The following is a 15,162-nucleotide window of genomic DNA, read 5'->3' as shown; positions in this document are numbered from 1 at the left end:
TAAGCAGCTATTTTTCCCGAATGGCAAATAGGCTAATCTCTGCCGATCTCCGTAAAAATTACATTCTCTGGCGTCCCTGAAACGGCTACAACAAAAATGACGATCAACCCCCTACTCCCCGATCCCAACGACCCTCGACTGTCCCGCACGGTTGAGGGCGTTGACGAAAACGGTCAAGCGAAGTCAATCAGCGTGATTGAAGAGCGCCCTCTGACCATCTACCTGAACAGCCAGGAGATCGTCACGGCCATGACCATTGGCGATCATCCGGAGTATCTGGCCCTCGGCTTTCTTTTGAATCAGGGCATGCTGAAAGAGACCGATCAGGTCACCAAGATTGATTTCGACGAAGAGCTGGAAGTCGCTGTGGTCCGCACCGCAGCTGTGACGGATGTAGAGGACAAGCTGGAAAAGAAAACCCGCACCTCCGGCTGCGCGGTGGGCACAGTGTTCGGTGACATGATGGCGGGGCTTGAAGGGCTGTCATTGCCGGATACACCGGTGCACACCAGCACCTTTTACGACCTCTCCTACCAGATTAACCACACTCCCAGTCTGTATATGGAAACCGGTGCCATTCATGGCACTGCCCTGTGTCAGGGCCGCGAAGTCCTTGCCTATATGGAGGATGTCGGGCGTCATAATGCAGTCGACAAGATCGCAGGCTGGATGCACTTGAATGACATTCCGGCAGCCAATAAAGTCCTCTACACCACTGGCCGCCTGACCTCTGAAATGGTGATCAAGACGGCCCTGATGGGGATCCCGACCCTGATCAGCCGATCCGGATTTACCGCCTGGGGTGTCGATATTGCCCGGCAGGTCGGGTTGACCCTGATCGGACGGATGCGAGGCAAGAAGTTCACCTGCCTCAGTGGCCAGCACCGCCTGGTGTTCGACCAGGACTTGTCTCAGGTTCCTGATGAAGACAAGAAACAGCGTCGAAAAGGAGCTGAGCATGACTGAGTGCGCAGTCATTCTGGCCGGCGGCCAGGCAAACCGGATGGGCGGCGGTGACAAAGGGCGATTAATGCTGGGCGACCAGTCACTAATCCAGCGTGTCATTGAGCGGATCACGCCGCAGGTCGACGCCGTGGTGTTGAATGCCAATGGGGATCTGAGCCGGTTTGATGATTTGGGGCTGCCCATGGTGGCCGACTCTATCGGCGATTTCCCCGGCCCGCTGGCTGGTGTGCTCGCGGGCATGGATTGGGCGGCCGAACAGGGGTATGAATGGCTGATCAGTGTCGCCGCCGATACCCCGTCGTTCCCTCTTGACCTGGCAGCACGACTGGCCGAATACGATACACCGGTGGTGTTGGCGGCCACGCCGGATCCAGAACGCGGCCGACTGCCCCAGCCAACCTTTGGCCGTTGGCAGGTCGCGTTGCGGCATGATCTGAGAGCCGCCCTGAACGACGGAGTACGCAAGATCCGCCAGTGGACACAAGCCCAGGGTGAAACGCTGGTGGTTTTTGATGAGGGCGATTTTTTCAACATTAATACGCCGGAAGATCTGGCCTGGGCGGAGAAGCACCTTAAGTGAATGTTATAGGCATCGTGGGCTGGAAAAATTCTGGAAAAACAACTCTGGCCAGCGCATTGATTCGCGAGCTATCCCGCAGAGGGTTAACGGTCAACTCGATCAAGCATGCCCACCACATGGTGGATGTGGACCAGCCCGGCACTGACAGCTACAAACACCGTGATGCCGGTGCCCGTGAGGTCATCCTGGCAGGTGGTCAGCGCTTCGCCATCATGCACGAGCTTCGGGGAGCCGACGAGCCGACGCTGGATGAATTGCTGGCTCGATTGGGCCCCTGCGATTGGGTCGTGGTGGAGGGCTTTAAAACCCACTCCCACCCCAAGATCGAAGTGCACAGGCGGGAAAGTTCGCGAACGCCCCTGTACCCGGAAGACGCCAGCATTATCGCGGTAGCGGCGGACTACGATGCGGAGTTCTCGGGCCCCGTTTTCGACGTAAACAATGTACCCGCCATCGCTGACTTTATTCTGAACCGTGAGAAACCAGAAACGGTACAACCAGGAACGAAAGATCCATGAAGCCGCTTCGTAACGACTGCTTTGCCCTGCCCCCCGGCGTGAACTGGACACCGGTAGAAGAGACGCTGGAACGGTTGCGCTCACGTTTGCATCCTGTGGTGGGCGTGGATCGCTCCGTTCCGCTGTCACAGGTGAGTGGCCGGATACTGGCGAGCGATGTTTATGCGCCTCGCGCTCATCCTCCCAGCAGCAATTCTGCAGTCGATGGCTATGCGTTTTCAGGACCTTTAACCGAAGTACCCTGCGCCCTGCCTCTGGTTGATGGCCGAAGTGCCGCCGGGGAGCCATACATGGGGCATGTGCCCGAAGGCCATGCTATCCGGATTCTGACCGGGGCGGTGATACCCGCCGGCACGGATACGGTGGTCCTGGAAGAAGACTGCGAGGTCATCGATGGTCAACTGCATTTGCACGGTACGTTAAAAGCGGGCGCTAACTTACGTAAGGCCGGAGAGGACATCAAGGCACAGGACCGGATCCTCACAACGGGTACCCGCCTGACGCCGACCCAGGTTTCGGTCCTTGCCAGCGTAGGCATCGACTCAGTTGATGTCTATCAGCGTCTCCGTGTCGGAGTCTTGTCCACGGGTGATGAAGTGAAACCTGTCGGTTCATCTGTCACCGACTGGCAAATCTATGATGCGAACCGCCCGATGCTGAGCGCAATGGTGGCGCAGCTCGGCTATGAGCTGGTGGACCTGGGCCATGTGCTCGACCGAGCCGACGACGTCAAAGCCGCATTAGAGCGCGGCGCGGAGCAGTGCGACCTGATCCTGACCAGTGGCGGTATTTCCGCAGGAGACGAGGATCACGTGTCAAAAACACTGAAAGCCCATGGTGACATCAGCAACTGGCGCATCGCGATCAAGCCGGGCCGCCCTCTGGCGCTGGCAATGTTTCAGGGGACGCCCGTGGTGGGCTTGCCAGGAAATCCGGTTGCCGCCTGGGTCTGTGCACTGCGCTTTGGCGCTCCGGCGATGGCGCTTCTTGCAGGCGGTGAGTGGTTCGAACCCCAGGCCTATGCCATGCCCGCCAGCTTTCATAAGAACAAGAAGCCGGGGCGCAGCGAGATGTTACGCGCCCGTATCCGTAATGGGCAGGTTGAGGTATTCGGCTCTGAAGGCTCGGGCCGGGTTACCGGTCTGGCGTGGTCCGAGGGTCTGGTGGAGCTGGATGAGAGCGCCCGGGAGATAGAACCAGGCACTCCAGTGCGGTTTATTCCCTACGGCAGCTTCGGGTTGTAATCACTCGACGCTGCCATGCACGGCAAAGGCCTCTAACGAGGCATCTTGCGGGGCCCGGGAGCGGTAGGTTTCCTCAACACCTAACTCGGTCAGCGTGCGGCTGACCATCAGCAGGGTGTTCTCCTCGAAATCTTCACACATAGTGCGCATCTGGTCGATTTCTTCGCAGGCCACAGGGTAGGCGGCATCAATATCAGGCGCGCCGTAAAACTGAACAAAGGTCTGCGCCAGAGTCTGTTGCAGCTGTTCCAATTCGCTTTCGGTAATCTGGCAGACGCCCACAAAACTGGCGCGACCGCCCGATTCAATACTGTACCAACCGTTGGTAAAGGCCTGGCGTGCTTTACCTTTAAGATCGGCCTCGGTCCAGTTGGAGAATTCAAATCCTCCAGAGATGGCCCACTCGCCGCTCAGCGCTGGCTTCTCAAAGACATTTTCATCGGATACATCCAGTCGCAGCGTTCGGGCCAGTTTCATACGTGCTCCGCGAATTGAATCAGGCTGATGGTCTCGGTCATTGCGCCGTCACGCAATAGCATCCGGCCCTTTTCGTCCAGACCGACGAAAACGCCCGGCCTGGGTCTTTCGACTGTTTCACCCAGCGTATCGCAGCGCGGCCGCCACTCTTTATGCAGGCGCTCAAAACCCTCGTCCAGAAAGTAGGTCAGCCATAACAGAGTATGCTTGGACCAGCTTTCCAGCAATGCCATGGGTACAATGTCGCTGCAGCCCTCTTCCAACAAACAGGTGTCATTCGGATTGGTACCCGGCTCGTCGCTCTGGGGAATAAACGGCACTTCAATGCCCATAACCAACCAGTTCGGCTCCGCACTGGGGTCTGATACATCAGCCGCAAACCGGACCGAGCCGCAGACAGCGCCATTGACCTTGATACGGTCCGGCCACTGGAAATGCACGGGGACTTCCGGAGGTGCCAGTGCCCCCAGGCTTTCGGCAAGGCCGATCTGCGCCGCATAGACCGCCTGGATGGCTTCCTCTAACGGTGTTTCAGGAGCCAGAACCAGCGCCGCCCGCAGCATATCGCCCGCCTCGGAATAAAAAACCGTGCCTGAATCCACTCCGGCGATGGCGCGGCTGACCGCTTTTTCAAAAGGGTCCATATTGCTGGGCACCACTTCTCCCGATAATAGCGGAGGGAACTGAGGTGAATCGATCATTGGATTGCCTTTGCATAAACATCAGAAGCAACAATTTCATCGGCAATACGCTGGAAAGCTTGTGCCTGCGGGCTTTCCGGTTTCGATACCACAATCGGTACGCCACCGTCTGAACCGATACGAATATCAAGATCCAACGGAATCTCTCCCAAAAAGGGCGCTCCAATCTTTTCGGCTTCAGCCCGCGCGCCGCCGGACCCAAATGGATGGTGCTCTTTACCACAACCGTCGCAGACAAACGAGGCCATGTTCTCAATGACGCCGAACAGCGGCACTTCCATCCGGTTGAACATATCGATGCCTTTGCGCGCGTCCATCAGGGCAATGTCCTGAGGCGTCGAAACGATAACCGCACCCGCTACAAAGAATTTCTGACTGAGGGTCATCTGGACATCACCTGTGCCGGGAGGAAGGTCCACCAGAAGCACATCCAGCCTACCCCAGTCCACCTGATTCATCATCTGCTCCAGGGCTCCCATCAGCATCGGACCGCGCCAGACAATGGCCTCGCCGTCCGGGGCCATCAGGCCCAGCGACATCAACGTAACACCGTGGTTTCGCAAGGGCAGGATAGTGCTGCCATCCGGGCTGGACGGACGGCCGGACACACCTAGCATACGCGGCTGGCTGGGGCCGTAGACGTCGGCGTCCAGAAGACCGACTTTCAGGCCCTTCGAAGCCAACGCGACAGCCAGGTTGGACGCAACGGTCGATTTGCCCACCCCTCCTTTGCCAGAGGCGATGGCTATGATTCTATCAATGCCTCTTGGATTCTTGTCCTGGGGCCGGGGCGCATCTGTGCCAATCAGATTGGCTTTCCCGGCATCAACGTATTCAACCATGCTGTGTCCTGTTTTGTTATTAGCTGTCGAGATAATCGTCACTGGTACGAACTCGTGGACGTTGGCCGGCGGCCATCGGTGCGTTGTCACCGTGGTACTGCGCTTTGACGCGACAGTCATCACACATTTTGATCAACTGAACATTATCAGAGTTCTTGTACATCCAGTGCTGGTTTTCCAATTTTTCAACGATGCGGTTAATGGTGCTGGCAACTCCAAAGGGCCTGCCACACTGAATGCATTCAAAGGGATCTTCCCCATGCAATGCACGAGGGCTCAGCGCATCTTTCGAAAGGTCTAATTGCGGTTTCAGCGTAATCGCGGTTTCAGGGCATGTGCTTTCGCACACGCCGCACTGAACGCAAGCATTTTCCGTGAACTGAACCTCCGGTCGGTCCGGGTGGTCGCTCAGGGCACCGGTGGGACAGAGCGACACGCAGGCCAGACAGAGCGTGCATTTATCGGAATCAATCTCTATCGCACCGTAAGGAGCACCCACCGGCAGCGGAATCGGCTCTTCGATCTTGTCCGACATAGCGGCAACGGTAACCCGTGTGATGTCCCTGCGCCCACCGACCAGCAAAACCGGCTCACTCACTCGCCCGGCGTTGTCGCCCGCGTCGCAGAGTTCGATGGCGTTGATAACCCGCACCCGGCTCGGCGAATTGTGGGTACCTCTGAGCATGGCCTGGGCCAGCTCAACTTCCGCAGCCACCGCCCGGCGGTCTATCTCGTTGTCCGCAAGGATCAGAACCTCGGCGTAGCCTGCACCGAACGCTGCCATTATTTCGGCGTGACCAATCCGGTCTACGTGCTCCAGAGCCATCGGAATCAGATCGTCTGCCAGGCCATCGTCGTAGCGGGCCAGGTTGGCAATAGCTTCAGTACCAGCGCCCAGGGTGTGAAAAACCAAACGCGGGGATTCGTGGGTATGCTCGCGATAGACCTTTGCCATGACTTCCACGGCCTTGGTCAGCGCCTCGAACGGAGTTTCGTTCATGGTCACGGCAGAAGTAGGACAGACCGCGGCACAGGAGCCGCAGCCGGCGCAAATATCCGAATCGATCTGGATGTGGTCCCCCGCGGAAAAAATGGCCTCGGTGGGACAGACATCCAGGCAGCGGGTACACCCGGGTTTGTTTGCGCGGGAATGCGCACACAGGGATTCTTCCAACCTGAAATACACGGTTTTCTCGAATTCACCCACCCGTTCCCGGGCAGTCAGGGCAATACGCTCCAGCTCGCCGGCCTTTTTTGGGTCGGCCCAGAAATACCCGTTGCGCTTCTCGTGACTGGGAAACGCAGGGGCGCCGCCTCGAAGGTCGATAAACACGTCACACTCACTGCGAGCGGTGGGCTTTGCTTCACCATAACCGAGTTCACCGCGCCCTGCCGGATGCAGGGTTTGTAAGTGCACAAATTCCAGTTTGAAATTGCCCAACGCGCCATAGGCTCCCGTCAGCTGCCCTTTGGCCACGTCATAAGCGGCGGATGGCAGCTGTATCGGACCAGCATCATTCACAATACAGGTGACGCCGAGCTCGTCCTGCACCAGCTCGGCCATTCGAATGGCCTGCTCAGTGGGCCCGACAATACAGCACACACCGTCGGACTGGATGGTTTTCGCCGGAGCCATGGGCGCTGGCAACTGGGCGGCAGCCAGCAAAGCGGCCTGCTTTCCATTCAAACGTCTGGGGTCGGCATTGGGCGAACTCCAGCCGGCGCGATCTCGAATGTCGATCGTGCTCAAAGGCGCGGAGTGATGAATTTCCGCCTGAATTTCCTCGCCCAGCCTTTCAAACAGGGCTGCCTGCTGACCACAGGCAATAAGCACTTCGCCGTCTCCGCCCAGATGCTCGGCGGCCTTTTGAATATCTTTGACACACAGCTCGTCAACCGCGAACACCTGATCGGCCGCTGCGGCAGCCTGGAGTGACTCGGGGTCGAGGGCCTGTGTTTTGTCACACGAGCACAGTAATAAAGTCTTATTTGCGGGCATCGGAACTTTGACTCTTTTAGTTGTTCTTATACGTATAAACCGGTGTAGCCGTTCATCGAGCATGCCACAGCCGTTCGTCGTTGGACAATTGGATAATTGGATAATTCCCGGAGCCCTGCTAGCTTCAAGAAACAATAAAAAGAGAATGTGTATGAGCCGTCGCACAGAAAGCTGGAAACGAGAATTACAGGTGGGCGCTGTCGTACGCAGAAAGCCAGGGGCGACCCGGTGGGCAAAGCACGTCTGGAAACCGGTCGCAATCATCCCCGGCGCACCTGACGCCTTCTGGAAAGAACTGGTTCGTGAGGGCGACGTGGTTGACTACCACGCCGGTACCGTGACCATGGAACTTTTCCGCGCCGATGTCGAAGCCTATCTGGTTTCTCTCAATCTTACCGTTCCTTCAGTCTGGGTCATCCTTGACCAGGACGAGGCGAACACATCTCCTTCAGGCTGGGTGCTAAGCGCGATTACGGCCAGCGCCTACGAGGCGCAGGATGCACTGGACAGCGGCGAAAACATTGTTGAGGCCGTACCTATCCCCGAAACACTAGCGGCCTGGATTAAAGAATTTGTCGACATGCATTATATTGAAGAGCCCTTTAAGAAGCGCCGCCGAAAGAACGACATTGAGGGCATTGAAGGCGGAAAAGGCGATCCTCGCATACGACAGGTGAGCGATGTCTTTCGCCCTCCCGCCAACAGCAGAAAGCCAGGGGTGCATTGATGACTGAATCACGTTTGCAGCGCTGGGCAAGAAAGAAGGCCGAGACCTCACAAGACGCCCAGCCAACGCCCCAAGCTCCGGCGCAGCCCGTCGAAACTGCCCCCGAAGCCAGTGCCACTGAGCAGGAGCTGGCTGTCAATCAGAACCTGCCAGAGCAGGAGATTCTCGCCAAGTACAACCTCCCCGACCCGGATACCCTGGAACAGGGTACCGACATCACGGGTTTTCTACGCAAAGAGATTCCGGAGTTTCTACGGCGCAAAGCCCTTCGTTCGCTGTGGCGGTCCAATCCGATATTTGGGGTGTTAGACGGGCTCAATGAATACGATGAAGATTTTTCAAAGGTCACGACGCCCATTGGTGGGGTAAAAACGGCTTATAAGGTAGGCAAAGGGGGCTTCCTTGACCCAGAAAAGCGCGCAAGAGAGCGCCGGGAACAAGAGCTGGAGGCGGAGTCAACTGATGATACCGTCAGGCTGTCTCAACCAAAGCAGCCTGAAGCTCCCGACCAGAGCGTCGAAACAGAAGAGGATGCAGAAGCGGAGAGCAAAGAGGTGGCTGAGGACGTAAGCAAGCCAGAGACTCATACACAACCCAAGGTGGCTCAAGCCGAGGCTGAACCTCCGGCTCCGCGATTTCGCCCGAGGATGCAGTTCGAAGGTTGAAGGTTAATGATCAGACGTCGAATTGCTCCCAAGCAAAGCATCGACTATATATTTATAAATCACAAGAAACTAAAACAAAATCAGGAACAGCACATTGTCCAACACTGCGGAAGTTCAGTGCCCGAAATCGATCACCGAAGAGGATCGTGCCCGGGCCCAGATTTATCAGTTACTGGGCGCTTTGCTTGGCTCCCCGCCTTCGTCTGAACTTTTATCTGGCCTTGCCGCGTTACAGGGTGATGACTCGTCCCTGGGCTCAACTTCAAAGCAGCTTGCCGCGCTTGCAGCGCGAACCTCACCTGAGAACGCCGAGCGCGAATACCACAACCTTTTCATTGGCCTGGGCCGAGGCGAACTCCTGCCCTATGCCAGCTACTACCTGACCGGATTTCTGAACGAGAAGCCCCTGGCCGAATTGAGAACCGACCTGATGAAGCGTGGCATTGCAGCCAACGAGGACGTCAAGCAGCCGGAAGATCACGTCGGTACGCTGTGCGAGATTATGGCGGGCATCATCACCGGAGAATTTTCCTGCGACAGCGACGTAGCCTCTCAGAAAGCTTTTTTTGACGCTCACATCAAGAAGTGGGCGGAACTGTTTTTCAGCGATTTGGAGAAGGCGCAATCGGCGGTCTTCTATGCCCCGGTAGGTTCCCTCGGGAAAACCTTCATGGCCATTGAAGCCGAAGCATTTGCGATTCAGTAACCGGGATCGACCCGATCCCATAACAAGGTGGAGGAGTCCCATGGACAATCCGAAGGCTGAAAGCCGTCGTCGTTTCTTGCGGCTGGCAGCAGCTGCAGGTCCGGCTGCAATCGCCATGACCGTTGCACCAAATGCCGCAGCAGAGGTGGTAACAGACACCCCGAAAAAAAGCCGCGGCATGCGTGACACAGAACACACGCGCAAGTATCTGGAATCGGCTCGCTTCTAGGGACTGGTTGCTATTCAGGATTGCGTGATGCTCTTGGATGGCCGCGGTTCCGACAAAACGAGAACAAGAAAAGAGAGAGGTATTCAAAATGTTAAGAAAGAAAACCAACGGGGTAGCGAAAGGCTCCCGTGCAGGTTCTTTGCTTTCCTCCCTCGCTGCTAAAACCATGGACCGTCGCGGATTTCTGGCGGCTTCAGGTGTTACAGTGGGCGGCCTCGCGGCACTATCGCTGACATCCAATCGCGTACAGGCAGCTACTCCTTCATCCGAAGGTGGCAAAGTCGAAATCAAAAAATCGGTATGCACCCACTGCTCGGTCGGCTGTACGGTCGAAGCCGAAGTTCAGAACGGTGTATGGACGGGCCAGGAGCCCGGGTGGGACAGTCCTTTCAATCTCGGCGCCCACTGTGCCAAAGGTGCTTCTGTGCGTGAGCATGCGCACGGCGAACGCCGCCTGAAGACTCCGATGAAGATGGTTAACGGCGAGTGGCAGAAGATTTCCTGGGACACGGCGATCAACGAAATCGGCGACAAAATGTTGCAGATCCGCAAAGAAAGCGGACCCGATTCAGTCTATTGGCTGGGAAGCGCCAAACACAACAATGAACAGGCGTACCTGTTCAGAAAGTTTGCTGCCTACTGGGGCACCAACAATGTTGATCACCAGGCCCGTATCTGCCACTCCACCACGGTGGCCGGCGTAGCGAACACCTGGGGCTACGGCGCCATGACCAACTCGTACAACGACATTCACAAATCCAAGGCGATCTTCCTGATCGGGGGCAACCCCGCCGAAGCCCACCCGGTGTCGCTGCTACACATTCTGAAGGCCAAGGAAGAAAACAACGCGCCTCTCATCGTGTGTGATCCACGTTTCACCCGCACTGCCGCTCATGCTGATGAGTTTGTTCGTTTCCGCCCGGGTTCAGACGTTGCCCTGGTCTGGGGCATCCTCTGGCATATCTTCGAGAACAAATGGGAAGACAAGGAGTTCATCCGCACCCGCGTCTGGGGCATGGACCAGATCCGTGAAGAAGTGAAACGCTGGACTCCTGAAGAAGTCGAGCGCGTCACCGGCGCTCCGGGCGCCCAGCTCGAGCGTGTTGCACGCACGCTGGCAAACAACCGTCCCGGTACCGTCATCTGGTGTATGGGTGGTACCCAGCACACCAACGGCAACAACAACACCCGTGCCTACTGCATTCTTCAGCTGGCTCTGGGCAATATGGGCACAGCGGGTGGTGGCACCAACATCTTCCGCGGTCACGACAACGTTCAGGGTGCTACCGACCTTGGCGTTCTGGCCAACACGTTGCCGGGATACTACGGCCTCGCCGCTGGTTCCTGGGCCCACTGGGCGCGCGTATGGGAAGAGGACCTGGATTGGCTGAAGGGTCGTTTTGACACCCTCGACAGAAATGGCAAATCCAAGGCCATGATGAACGAGAAGGGCATTCCGGTCTCGCGCTGGATTGACGGTGTTCTGGAAGCCAAGGAAAACCTTGAGCAGCCGGATAACACCCGCGCCATGGTTCTGTGGGGCCACGCGCCCAACTCCCAGACCCGTATGCTGGAAATGAAGGAAGCCATGGAGAAGCTCGACCTGCTGGTCGTCGTGGATCCCTTCCCCACTGTTTCCGCAGTGCTGCATGACCGTAAAGAAGGCGCTTACCTGCTACCGACCACTACCCAGTTCGAGACCTACGGTTCGGTGACTGCGTCAAACCGTTCGCTGCAGTGGCGGGAGAAAGTCGTTGAGCCGCTATTCGACTCCAAGGTTGATCACGAAATCATCAAGCTGTTCGCGGACAAATTCGGTTTCACCGACCGGATGTTCAAGAACATTTCAATCGACGGTGACGTGCCGCTGATCGAGGACATTACCCGCGAATTCAATCGTGGCATGTGGACGATCGGCTACACCGGCCAGTCGCCTGAGCGAATGAAAAAGCACATGAAGTACCAGCATCACTTCGACAGGACCACATTGCGTGCCAAAGGCGGACCCTGTGACGGTGATATCTACGGCATGCCATGGCCGTCCTGGGGAACTGCAGAGATGAACCATCCCGGAACACCGAACCTCTACGACATGTCGTTGCCGGTTTCCGAGGGTGGCCTGACCTTCCGCGCCCGCTTTGGTGTTGAGCGCGATGGCGACAACCTGTTGGCTGAAGGTGTCTACTCGAAGAACTCCGAGATCAAGGACGGCTACCCGGAATTCACCATGCAGATGCTGATGGATCTGGGCTGGGATAAAGATCTGACCGCCGAAGAGCGTGCCAGCATTGAAGCTGTTGCGGGCCCTAAAACCAACTGGAAGACCGACCTTTCAGGCGGCATTCAGCGAGTAGCGATCAAGCACGAGTGTGCACCCTTCGGCAACGCCAAGGCGCGCGCAGTGGTCTGGAACTTCCCGGATCCGGTGCCCATTCACCGCGAGCCCCTGTACACCAATAGGCGTGATCTCGTCGAAGACTATCCGACCTACGAGGATAAGACCTTCTGGCGTGTACCGACCATGTACAAGTCCATCCAGAAAGACGACTTCAGCAAGGAGTTCCCGATCATCCTCACCTCCGGCCGTCTGGTCGAATACGAAGGTGGTGGTGACGAGACCCGCTCCAATCCCTGGCTGGCCGAATTGCAGCAGGAGATGTTCATCGAGGTGAATCCGCGCGATGCGAACAACCTGAACATCCGTGACGGCAAGGACGTCTGGGTCGCGGGGCCTGAAGGCGGTCGCATCAAGGTAAAAGCAATGATCACCGAACGCGTCGGCGAAGGCGTCGCCTTCATGCCGTTCCACTTCGGCGGACACCTGGAAGGCAAGTCTCTGAGGAACAAATACCCTCAGGGCGCCGATCCGATTGTCCTGGGTGAATCCACTAACGTTGTTCAAACATACGGGTATGACTCGGTCACGCAAATGCAAGAGACCAAAGCCACCCTGTGTTCGATTATGCCGGCATAACGAGAGGTGTAGACCATGGCACTTGAAGGACAAGCACGAGCAAAATTCCTGTGCGACGCCGAACGCTGCATCGAATGTAATGCCTGCGTAACGGCCTGTAAGAATGAGAACGAAGTCCCCTGGGGTATCAACCGTCGACGCGTGGTTACCATCGAGGATGGTAAACCTGGCGAGCGTTCGATCTCGGTAGCCTGCATGCACTGTTCAGACGCGCCTTGCATGGCCGTCTGTCCGGTGGATTGCTTCTACCAGACCGAAGACGGGATCGTATTGCACTCCAAGGATCTGTGTATCGGTTGTGGCTATTGCTTCTACGCTTGCCCCTTCGGCGCGCCCCAGTTCCCGCAAGCGGGCAACTTCGGCAGCCGTGGCAAGATGGATAAATGCACGTTCTGTGCAGGTGGTCCTGAGGAAGACAACTCAACAGCCGAGTTTTCCAAGTACGGACGCAACCGTATCGCAGAGGGCAAATTGCCCATTTGTGCGGAGATGTGCTCGACCAAAGCCCTGTTGGCCGGCGACGGCAACGAGGTGGCGGACATCTATCGCCAGCGTATCGTGAACCGAGGTTTCGGTTCCGGTGCCTGGGGCTGGGGCACAGCCTACGAGAAGAAAGGTGCATAAACTGGCCTGAGCGGTTCGGGGCCCTTCGGGGCCCCGACATGCTTTGAGGCAACGAACTCTTCTTGTTGATTCCGTTGGAGTGCTCTCATGAAACGAAAATGTTTTAGCGTCGCCATCCTCGTGCTGGCGACGCTGCTGTTAAATCCTGCCTGGGCACAAGAGGCCGCGGAGGTTGATCGCTCTGCTACCGGGGGCGCACAAACCCTGGAAGACATCATGGCTCGCCAGAAACAGTTGGAGATTGATGAATCTTTTCGATCCGAAAACCTGGGGAACCCCGCAAATGCAGCGCCAGCCAATGCCCCATTAGGCACTAATGGGGGCCGCTCTGATGCCGATGTCTGGCGCTCTATCCGGTATAACGAAATTGATCCGACCGTACAATCCCCCGGACCTGCCAACAAGGTTCTGATACAAGACAAGGGCATGCCGTGGTATCAGCTACGTGAGGGTCCCGTCATTACCTATGGCGGCGGGGCCATCCTCGGGTTCATAGCCTTGTTGGTCGTGTTCTATTTTGTTCGCGGCAAAATCATGATCGACGGCGGCCCTGCGGGCACCACGATTCAGCGCTTTAAAGCCGTAGAGCGGTTTGGCCATTGGTTGTTGGCTGGCTCGTTTATCGCATTGGGCATAACCGGTCTGATCACCTTGATGGGGCGCAGTTTCCTGATCCCGGTGATAGGGCTCGACGCCTTTTCGACTCTGGCTGCCGGCTCCAAGTGGATTCATAACAACATTGCCTGGGCCTTTATGCTGGGTCTGGTGATGACATTCTGCATGTGGGTGGTGCACAACATCCCCAACAAGCTGGATTGGCAGTGGCTCAAGGCGGGCGGCGGTATCTTTACCAAGTCTCACCCTTCAGCAAAGAAGTTCAACGCCGGTCAGAAGATCATTTTCTGGACCGTTATGGTGTTGGGCGCCTCAGTCTCTCTGTCTGGCCTGTCGCTGCTGTTCCCGTTTGAAATGCCCATGTTTGCCGAGACCTTCAGCATCATGAACAGCGTTCTGGGAACCGATTTTCCGACGGTCCTGGCACCGCACGAAGAGATGCAGTACGCCAACCTCTGGCACTCGATCGTGGCTTTCGTAATGTTGCTGGCCATTATTGCCCACATTTATATTGGCTCCGTCGGAATGGAAGGTGCCTTCGATGCAATGGGTAACGGTCAGGTTGACCTTGAATGGGCGCGCCAGCATCACGATCTTTGGGTGGCCGAGGTCGAGGCCAAACAAGACAAAGGAGAATCATCGTGAAGGTTATGATTTCCGCATTTGTCGCCGCCCTGGTGATTGCCGCCGCCGCCCCGGTCGTTCTGAATCAGTTCGGGTGGTCATCAGCTGAGCAAGGAAGCAGTGAGACGAGCGTGCGTCTTGACTGATCAATCAGAGGTACATCAGATCGATGCCATCGGTTTGGTGTGCCCTCTCCCCATTTTGCGTTTCAAGAAGCGTACGCAGGGTTTGCCTAGCGGGACGCGGGTCGAGTTCCTGGCCGATGACCCCACCGGCCGCCGTGATTTACAGGCGCTGTGCGAGATAACCGGTCACAGGATTGAATCGGTCCGGGAAGAGGACGCGGGTGTCCTCCGATATCGTATCTGTCTGGCATAGGGTGGGCGCTCAGGAAAGTTAAGAGCCAACCTTCAGGTGCAGTTGCCCTCGCTGAACCGAAAAGGTGCTAGCCGTTTGCGCGCGGAAGCGAAACGCAGAAAAGCGCTTCTCGTAATCAAGCAAACTCACCGGCCACTCCAGCAAATGCTCTTCGGCGAAAGTAGCCTTTGTGATGCCCTATAAGGGTTCGCGATGCGCAACAATCTGGCGCTTTTGGCCGCTGATGAGATGCGCCTCGAGGACAATCTCAAAGCCAGTGGCCGGTTCTGGCCCGCCCTGCTCCTCCTTAAATA

At 57.0% G+C, this 15,162-nt stretch carries 17 protein-coding genes; 13 read left to right on the top strand and 4 right to left on the bottom strand.

What is annotated here, in order from left to right; genetic code table 11:
* Positions 1-96: 96 nt before the first annotated feature.
* Genes KFJ24_RS17235 through KFJ24_RS17220 form a run of 4 tightly spaced genes read left to right on the top strand, consistent with a single transcriptional unit; the run spans position 97 to position 3,308 of the window.
* Positions 97-966 carry a formate dehydrogenase accessory sulfurtransferase FdhD gene (locus KFJ24_RS17235; protein WP_250832367.1) on the top strand — a complete coding sequence of 290 codons (870 nt, stop codon included), beginning with the start codon at positions 97-99 and terminating at the stop codon, positions 964-966.
* Positions 959-1,546: a molybdenum cofactor guanylyltransferase MobA gene (gene mobA / locus KFJ24_RS17230; protein WP_250832366.1), complete on the top strand. Its 588-nt coding sequence runs from the start codon at positions 959-961 to the stop codon at positions 1,544-1,546. The genes KFJ24_RS17235 and mobA overlap by 8 nt, the downstream gene beginning before the upstream one ends.
* Positions 1,543-2,064, top strand: coding sequence for a molybdopterin-guanine dinucleotide biosynthesis protein B (gene mobB, locus KFJ24_RS17225; RefSeq protein ID WP_250832365.1), 522 nt, complete (start codon positions 1,543-1,545; stop codon positions 2,062-2,064). Before mobA ends, mobB begins: the two co-directional genes overlap by 4 nt.
* A complete protein-coding gene (locus KFJ24_RS17220; RefSeq protein ID WP_250832364.1) occupies positions 2,061-3,308 on the top strand; it encodes a molybdopterin-binding protein in 1,248 nt (415 codons plus the stop codon). The genes mobB and KFJ24_RS17220 overlap by 4 nt, the downstream gene beginning before the upstream one ends.
* Here the strand turns inward: KFJ24_RS17220 and KFJ24_RS17215 are convergent, their stop codons facing one another.
* The 4 genes from KFJ24_RS17215 to KFJ24_RS17200 are packed head-to-tail and all read right to left on the bottom strand — an operon-like array spanning position 3,309 to position 7,327.
* A complete protein-coding gene (locus KFJ24_RS17215; protein WP_250832363.1) occupies positions 3,309-3,785 on the bottom strand; it encodes a DUF6505 family protein in 477 nt (158 codons plus the stop codon).
* Entirely contained in the window at positions 3,782-4,486 is a 705-nt protein-coding gene (locus KFJ24_RS17210) for a biotin/lipoate--protein ligase family protein (RefSeq protein ID WP_250832362.1), read from the bottom strand. The genes KFJ24_RS17215 and KFJ24_RS17210 overlap by 4 nt, the downstream gene beginning before the upstream one ends.
* Positions 4,483-5,328: an Mrp/NBP35 family ATP-binding protein gene (locus KFJ24_RS17205; protein ID WP_250832361.1), complete on the bottom strand. Its 846-nt coding sequence runs from the start codon at positions 5,326-5,328 to the stop codon at positions 4,483-4,485. The genes KFJ24_RS17210 and KFJ24_RS17205 overlap by 4 nt, the downstream gene beginning before the upstream one ends.
* A gap of 19 nt (positions 5,329-5,347) precedes the next feature.
* Positions 5,348-7,327: a 4Fe-4S binding protein gene (locus tag KFJ24_RS17200; RefSeq protein ID WP_250832360.1), complete on the bottom strand. Its 1,980-nt coding sequence runs from the start codon at positions 7,325-7,327 to the stop codon at positions 5,348-5,350.
* Between the two features lie 151 nt (positions 7,328-7,478).
* On the opposite strand from KFJ24_RS17200, the gene KFJ24_RS17195 reads away from it, so the two are divergent.
* The 9 genes from KFJ24_RS17195 (at position 7,479) to KFJ24_RS17160 (ending at position 14,869) form a co-directional block, all read left to right on the top strand.
* Positions 7,479-8,054 carry a DUF3305 domain-containing protein gene (locus KFJ24_RS17195; RefSeq protein WP_250832359.1) on the top strand — a complete coding sequence of 192 codons (576 nt, stop codon included), beginning with the start codon at positions 7,479-7,481 and terminating at the stop codon, positions 8,052-8,054.
* Positions 8,054-8,719: a DUF3306 domain-containing protein gene (locus KFJ24_RS17190; RefSeq protein ID WP_250832358.1), complete on the top strand. Its 666-nt coding sequence runs from the start codon at positions 8,054-8,056 to the stop codon at positions 8,717-8,719. Before KFJ24_RS17195 ends, KFJ24_RS17190 begins: the two co-directional genes overlap by 1 nt.
* A gap of 94 nt (positions 8,720-8,813) precedes the next feature.
* A complete protein-coding gene (locus KFJ24_RS17185) occupies positions 8,814-9,425 on the top strand; it encodes a TorD/DmsD family molecular chaperone (protein ID WP_250832357.1) in 612 nt (203 codons plus the stop codon).
* A gap of 40 nt (positions 9,426-9,465) precedes the next feature.
* On the top strand, positions 9,466-9,654 hold the full coding sequence (locus KFJ24_RS17180; protein WP_250832356.1) for a hypothetical protein: 189 nt from the start codon (positions 9,466-9,468) through the stop codon (positions 9,652-9,654).
* Between the two features lie 88 nt (positions 9,655-9,742).
* Positions 9,743-12,628, top strand: a complete 2,886-nt coding sequence (locus KFJ24_RS17175) for a formate dehydrogenase subunit alpha (protein ID WP_250832355.1) — start codon at positions 9,743-9,745, stop codon at positions 12,626-12,628.
* Positions 12,629-12,643: 15 nt separating this feature from the next.
* The gene (gene fdh3B / locus KFJ24_RS17170; RefSeq protein WP_250832354.1) at positions 12,644-13,252 is read left to right on the top strand and encodes a formate dehydrogenase FDH3 subunit beta; all 609 of its coding nucleotides are present in this window, start codon (positions 12,644-12,646) and stop codon (positions 13,250-13,252) included.
* 87 nt (positions 13,253-13,339) lie between these two features.
* Positions 13,340-14,512, top strand: coding sequence for a formate dehydrogenase subunit gamma (locus tag KFJ24_RS17165; RefSeq protein WP_250832353.1), 1,173 nt, complete (start codon positions 13,340-13,342; stop codon positions 14,510-14,512).
* The gene (locus KFJ24_RS18205) at positions 14,509-14,637 is read left to right on the top strand and encodes a hypothetical protein (protein ID WP_284709422.1); all 129 of its coding nucleotides are present in this window, start codon (positions 14,509-14,511) and stop codon (positions 14,635-14,637) included. Before KFJ24_RS17165 ends, KFJ24_RS18205 begins: the two co-directional genes overlap by 4 nt.
* Positions 14,612-14,869: a sulfurtransferase TusA family protein gene (locus tag KFJ24_RS17160; protein ID WP_350455582.1), complete on the top strand. Its 258-nt coding sequence runs from the start codon at positions 14,612-14,614 to the stop codon at positions 14,867-14,869. The genes KFJ24_RS18205 and KFJ24_RS17160 overlap by 26 nt, the downstream gene beginning before the upstream one ends.
* Positions 14,870-15,162 lie beyond the last annotated feature (293 nt).

Origin of the sequence: Marinobacter sediminum, assembly GCF_023657445.1 — a bacterium.
GTDB lineage: Bacteria > Pseudomonadota > Gammaproteobacteria > Pseudomonadales > Oleiphilaceae > Marinobacter > Marinobacter sediminum_A.
This window is presented reverse-complemented; position numbering and strand designations above follow the sequence as displayed.